6 protein-coding genes and 1 pseudogene are annotated in these 5,180 nt (G+C 38.7%); all 7 read left to right on the forward strand.

Going from position 1 to position 5,180, the window contains the following annotated elements; all coding sequences use genetic code 11:
• Positions 1-176: 176 nt before the first annotated feature.
• Positions 177-593 (forward strand): hypothetical protein, encoded by a 417-nt coding sequence (locus ACJHV0_RS04055; RefSeq protein WP_483133440.1) that lies wholly within the window; start codon positions 177-179, stop codon positions 591-593.
• Between the two features lie 141 nt (positions 594-734).
• Positions 735-2,831: a VENN motif pre-toxin domain-containing protein gene (locus ACJHV0_RS04060; RefSeq protein WP_483133441.1), complete on the forward strand. Its 2,097-nt coding sequence runs from the start codon at positions 735-737 to the stop codon at positions 2,829-2,831.
• Between the two features lie 2 nt (positions 2,832-2,833).
• Positions 2,834-3,202 (forward strand): hypothetical protein, encoded by a 369-nt coding sequence (locus ACJHV0_RS04065; RefSeq protein ID WP_483133442.1) that lies wholly within the window; start codon positions 2,834-2,836, stop codon positions 3,200-3,202.
• A 244-nt stretch (positions 3,203-3,446) separates the two neighbouring features.
• Positions 3,447-3,758: pseudogene (locus ACJHV0_RS04070) on the forward strand (EndoU domain-containing protein); the annotation flags it as partial.
• A 9-nt stretch (positions 3,759-3,767) separates the two neighbouring features.
• Positions 3,768-4,136: a DUF5376 family protein gene (locus ACJHV0_RS04075; protein WP_483133443.1), complete on the forward strand. Its 369-nt coding sequence runs from the start codon at positions 3,768-3,770 to the stop codon at positions 4,134-4,136.
• 17 nt (positions 4,137-4,153) lie between these two features.
• On the forward strand, positions 4,154-4,606 hold the full coding sequence (locus ACJHV0_RS04080; RefSeq protein ID WP_483133444.1) for a hemagglutinin repeat-containing protein: 453 nt from the start codon (positions 4,154-4,156) through the stop codon (positions 4,604-4,606).
• Positions 4,596-5,180: hemagglutinin repeat-containing protein (locus tag ACJHV0_RS04085; protein ID WP_483133445.1), on the forward strand; the 585-nt coding region annotated here is incomplete at its 3' end. The genes ACJHV0_RS04080 and ACJHV0_RS04085, both read left to right, overlap by 11 nt.

The following is a 5,180-nucleotide window of genomic DNA, read 5'->3' on the forward strand; positions in this document are numbered from 1 at the left end:
TGGAAAAAAAAGGATGGTATCTAGAACAGGGTCCGGTGTGTGAGGAAAAAGATGTATGGAATGAGCCAGAATGTATTAAATGGCGTGCAAAACATAGTAAACCCAATGCGAAGCCGTGGGGGTAACTCATCTGCGTATACCTCCGATGGTATTAATAAAAAGTAAGGAATGAAACTATGAAAAAATTTTTTATTTTGCTAAGCCCATTGCTTCTCAGTGGATGTCTGTTAGCTACAATCTTTCCAAATGATTACTATAAATGTGCTTCATTAAGTGGATGGTGTAAAGAGAAACCAGAACGACAAAATTATGTTTGGAATCTGCGTTCTAGTGAAAATCATAGATTGCCTGCAGCTACTGATAACAACTTTGTCTCTGCCTATCTAACAGTACGTGAGGAGGAGATGAGATCTTGTGGAATGGATCCAGTATCAGGTTACAGTAATGATATAGAACCTAGCTTATGTTTAGAGAAAAAAGGATGGTATTTGAAAGGTGGTCCTGTTTGTGAAAGCAGAACAAGATGGGATAATCCTAAGTGTGTATCATGGCGTTCGAAATATAGTAAACCAGATGCCAAGCCTTGGGGATAAGGAATTAAATAATAAGTAAGAAGCGGTTAGATTCTCTCAAATTTTTTGCAATAAATTGTAAAACTTTTAAGAAATTTGACCGCTTGTTATATGAAATAGTATATATGTTATTAATGTGATTTTAATCATAAGAATTTAATAATGCTTAACCTTTTACAAATTCTAATATTAAATTTAGCTATTATTTTTAATGAAAATAGCCTTGCTTTTATAAGAGTTGCCAACCACACAGATGTAAAAGGTGGATTGGTAACTTCAACGGACAAAGCGGAAAGTGAAGGTAAAAACCAATTTAGCACAGGGACACTGAGTTATAGCCATATTGAAAACCAATCCAGCCATAAGGGCAGTGCGGTAGGTGTAAGTACAGCAGGGGATTATAAAGGTGGTTGGAACGGTCAGAAAGTAGATAAAGAAGGCAACCCAACCCACAGCCTAAGTAATACGATTGGTTATGGCAAAGACCAAGACAGCCAAGCAGGTACAACGTATTCAGGCATTAACACCCAAAACCTGATTATTCGAGACGAGCAAGCTCAACTAGAGAAAACAGGTAAAACGACTACTCAAATTAAGCAAGAAGTTAAAACTGACATCACAACTGAAACAGCCGAAAGCCGTTCAGGCAAACTTGAGAATAACTTTGATAAAACTAAGCTACAAAGCGAGTTAGATTATCAAGTAAAAGCCCTAAGCGATTTCCAAACCACAACGGTTTCCACTATTAATGAAAAAGTGGCGAGCCACGCTGAAAGCAAACGAACAGAGGCTGAACAGGCGAAAGCCGCAGGCAATACAACCAAAGCGAGAGAGCTAGAACAAGAAGCGGAAAAATGGGAAACAGGCGGAGCTTACCGACAAGGGGTGGATGCAGTTACCAACGCAGTAGGGTTAGCGTTAGGCGGTAGCCCAACAGCAGGGGTTATTGCAGGGGCAGCTTCGCCTTACATCAACACACAAATCAAACAGGAAACTCAAGGCAATGAGGCGGCAAACCTGATTGCCCACGCCCTTTGGGGAGCGGTAGAGGCTTACACACAGGGCGGCAATACTGGAGCAGGTGCGGCAGCAGCGGTAACGGGCGAAGTGGGGGCAAACATCATCTCTCAAAGTCTTTTCGGCAAAGAGCCTAAAAACCTAACGGAAGCGGAAAAACGGACGGTATCGGAGCTAAGCCAAGTAGCGGCTGGGTTGGCGAGTGGTTTAGCCTCTGGTTCAGGTAGTTCGTTATCTACAGCTCAAGCAGTAAAAACCGGACAAGGAGTTGGAAAGAATGCGGTGGAGAATAATACTTTTGGTGATATTCATCCTTCAGATGATAGAGAGCAAAGTATTAAATCTATTGCAAAGGCAATGTTTAAGGGAGATTTAGAAAAAGCAGAAGCCTATTACGATGGTCTGAAACAAGGTGAAGTAAAAGCCTTAGTTGAAGGTGTGCAAGGCACGATAGAGGCAATTCAGAACTTTGACGAAACAATGGTAACGATTGCCGAAGCATTGGGTAATCCAAAAGAAACTGTTCAAAAAGTAGTGATTTCTCTCGAAGAGTTAAATGCCCGTATCAATTCAGCATTAGAGTCTAATCCGGCAGAGGCTGGTGAATTGATGGGATATTTACAATCTCAAGGGAAGGCATTACAAGCCCCAACTGTAATTTTGACAGGACAAGTTGCAGAAAAAGTAGTGAGCTTGTTTAAAAAATCTCCTCAGATAGCTTATAAGTCTGATGTGGGTAATTTAGGCGTGAATAGTGCTAAGTTTGATAAGGAGTTGAATGATAAAATTACAAATAAGCCTGAATTAGTCAGAGTTCAGAAAATAAACGATAGAGTTAAAGAAATAGCATATCAATTTAATACAAAATCTATAGAGCCTAAAGATATGAAATTAAATATAAATGGAAAAATTTATACTACGAATCCTGATACCAGTATGGGAGTGCCTGTATTTAAAGGAGTTAGTGATCAGGATGTAATAGCATATTTTAAAGAATTAGCTGGTACAGATAAATTGCCTATTCCTAAAATTATACCAAGAATGAAAGATTTGGATGGTAATGTAGGAAAAGTATGGGCAGTGAAACCAGCAGATGGACCGTTGAAAGGAAGTACATTAAATTTAAGGAACTTTTCTTCTTCGCAGCACCATACAAACGCAAAATTTACTATTGAAATAGTAAAGCCTAATCAAGAAATATCTGGAATTAAAAATAGTATTGAGATTAAGTTTGAGAGGTAAAAATGTTTAATTTTGATGAAATTATTGAGAGTTCTAATGGTTTATTTATTAGAGCTATTTATGACACGATAAGATGCTATGATACACATTGTGGAACACCAATAGAATTATCTAAAGAAATATTTATAGAAACCCTTAGATATATCATTTTAAACGATATCGGAATTTTGGCATTTCGAGATTGGGTAGAAAATCGTGAGGAATTAATAAATTCCGATTTAGATACACAGTTGTCTTATATCTACCAATCATTCCCAACAGAATATGATGAAGACATACCAGAAAAAGATATTGAAAATTTATGGTGGTATACTGCTTGTCCAGTCGATATTGGTTGGAAGCAGAAAAATGGTAGTTATTGGTTTAGTTAGCTCGTAGGTTGGGTTGAGCTTGCGAAAACCCAACGTAATGAATAAATACTTGTTGGGTTACGTTTTACTAACCCTGATAGTGCTATTGTCCACACTAGTGCTATTTAATATAAGTTACAAGCGGTTAATTATGCTGAATATTTTGCAAATTTTAGCGGTAAATCTAGTTTTTGCTTTTGGGTGTAACAACTTTGATAAAACCAAGTTACAAAACGAGTTGAATTAGAAAGTAACCAAAGTTGTTGGTGGTCATAGTACACTTGCTAATGTGAAAGTAGATGAAGTAATTAAAACTTATCCTAATGGTGTATATGAGGCTAAAGTATCTGTTAAAGATCCTTCTAGTAGTAAATACTTTGAGAAAACCAATAATGGTGGAATATCTACTATGTTTCCTAAAACGTGGACAAGCGATAGGATAAAAGTTGAGGTAAGTCAGTCGTTTAATAACAAAGTAGTTAATGGTAACAAATGGTATGGAATAACTCCCTCTGGAGTTAAGGTTGAGGGCTTTATAAGTCCACACACTACTGCTTACCCATCACCTAATCAATAAGGAGAAAAAGTGAAACTAAGATTTTTTTATTTTTATAATAGTGTTTGGAATACTATCACACCAACTTGTGAGTCAGTTAATCAAGAGAAAAATGAGAAGGTTATATCTTATTATTTATTAGATTGTTCTTCGAATTTTCTAAAAAATTTAGTTCTAATATTAGATAACTGTCCACAAAATGATATAGATATCAGCACAGAAAGCTGGGGAGGAGAAATTGTAGATAGTGAAGTATATTTGCATTCTAATTTTGAGCCTGATAATGAGGAATATTCTATAACTATCCCTTGCTCTGATTTTACAAATGCTATTTTACATTGGCATAATTTTCTTCTTAAGCAACCGGATTTATCTTATTCTGAGCTTTTAGATATATAGGCTTAACGGCGAAGCAGATGTCCGAACTGACAACGGATATGGTGTGGTTGGTCAATAAAGAAATCACACTGGCTGATGGGCGAAAAGTAACAGCCCTTGTGCCACAAGTGTATTTGGTTGCTCGTAATAGTGACATTACTTCCCGAGGTGCAGTGATTTCAGCCAATCAAATTATCGGTAATGTTGATAATCTACAAAACAGTGGAGTGATTGCCGGCTTAGATTTAACCCGCTTACACAGTAATGAACTGGAAAATAGAGGCACGATTTTGGGTGATACGGTGGATTTATCGGCTAAACAAAACCTGGTTAACTTAGGTGGTAAGATTGAAGCGGTGAAAGATTTATCCCTTTATGCAGGGAAAAACCTTGAAATCAGCTCTACCCTCTCATCAAGTCAAAGTGCTGACGGCAATTTTGCCCGCACGGTGTTAGACCAACTCGCTTCGCCAAGCCACGGTGAGCAGTGAAAACGGTGAAACCTTTATCGGCTCAAGAGACGATGTACGGATTGAATCGGGCGAGCAAACGGAGCAATTGGCCAGCAGTTCGAAAGGCAGTAGCAAAGGTTGGTTTAGTAAAACCACGGAAACCCGCCGTCACTATCACGATACCACCGAAAATATCGGCAGTGAGATAGACGGCAATAATGTTACGCTCTACTCGGAAACCGGCAAAGTCGATATTCACGGCTCTGCGGTGGTCGCTGACAAACAGCTACTGATTGATAGTAAAGAAGGGGTAAATATTACCGCTGCCACCAATACGCATTATGCGGAAGATGAACACATTAAAACGAAAAGCGGTTTAATGGGGACAGGTGGAATTGGTTTTAGTGTGGGCAAGAAGAAAGAACAGATTGAACAAGACCACACCCAACAAAGTGCGGCGCGTAGCCAAGTGGGGAGTTTATCGGGCGATACAATAATCCGCACAGACGGGCATTACCAACAAACCGGCAGCGTCGTGACCTCTCGAGACGGTGATGTAGATATTACCGCCAAATCAGCCACCATAACGGCGGCTCGTTCCGATTATGAAAGC

Source organism: Mannheimia sp., from assembly GCF_056854775.1.

What these genes read in the sequence shown, in the direction of transcription:
- ACJHV0_RS04055 (WP_483133440.1), top strand. Translation starts at nt 177, where the DNA reads ATGAAAAAATTTTTTATTTTGCTAAGCCCATTGCTTCTCAGTGGATGT.
- ACJHV0_RS04060 (WP_483133441.1), top strand. Translation starts at nt 735, where the DNA reads ATGCTTAACCTTTTACAAATTCTAATATTAAATTTAGCTATTATTTTT.
- ACJHV0_RS04065 (WP_483133442.1), top strand. Translation starts at nt 2,834, where the DNA reads ATGTTTAATTTTGATGAAATTATTGAGAGTTCTAATGGTTTATTTATT.
- ACJHV0_RS04080 (WP_483133444.1), top strand. Translation starts at nt 4,154, where the DNA reads ATGTCCGAACTGACAACGGATATGGTGTGGTTGGTCAATAAAGAAATC.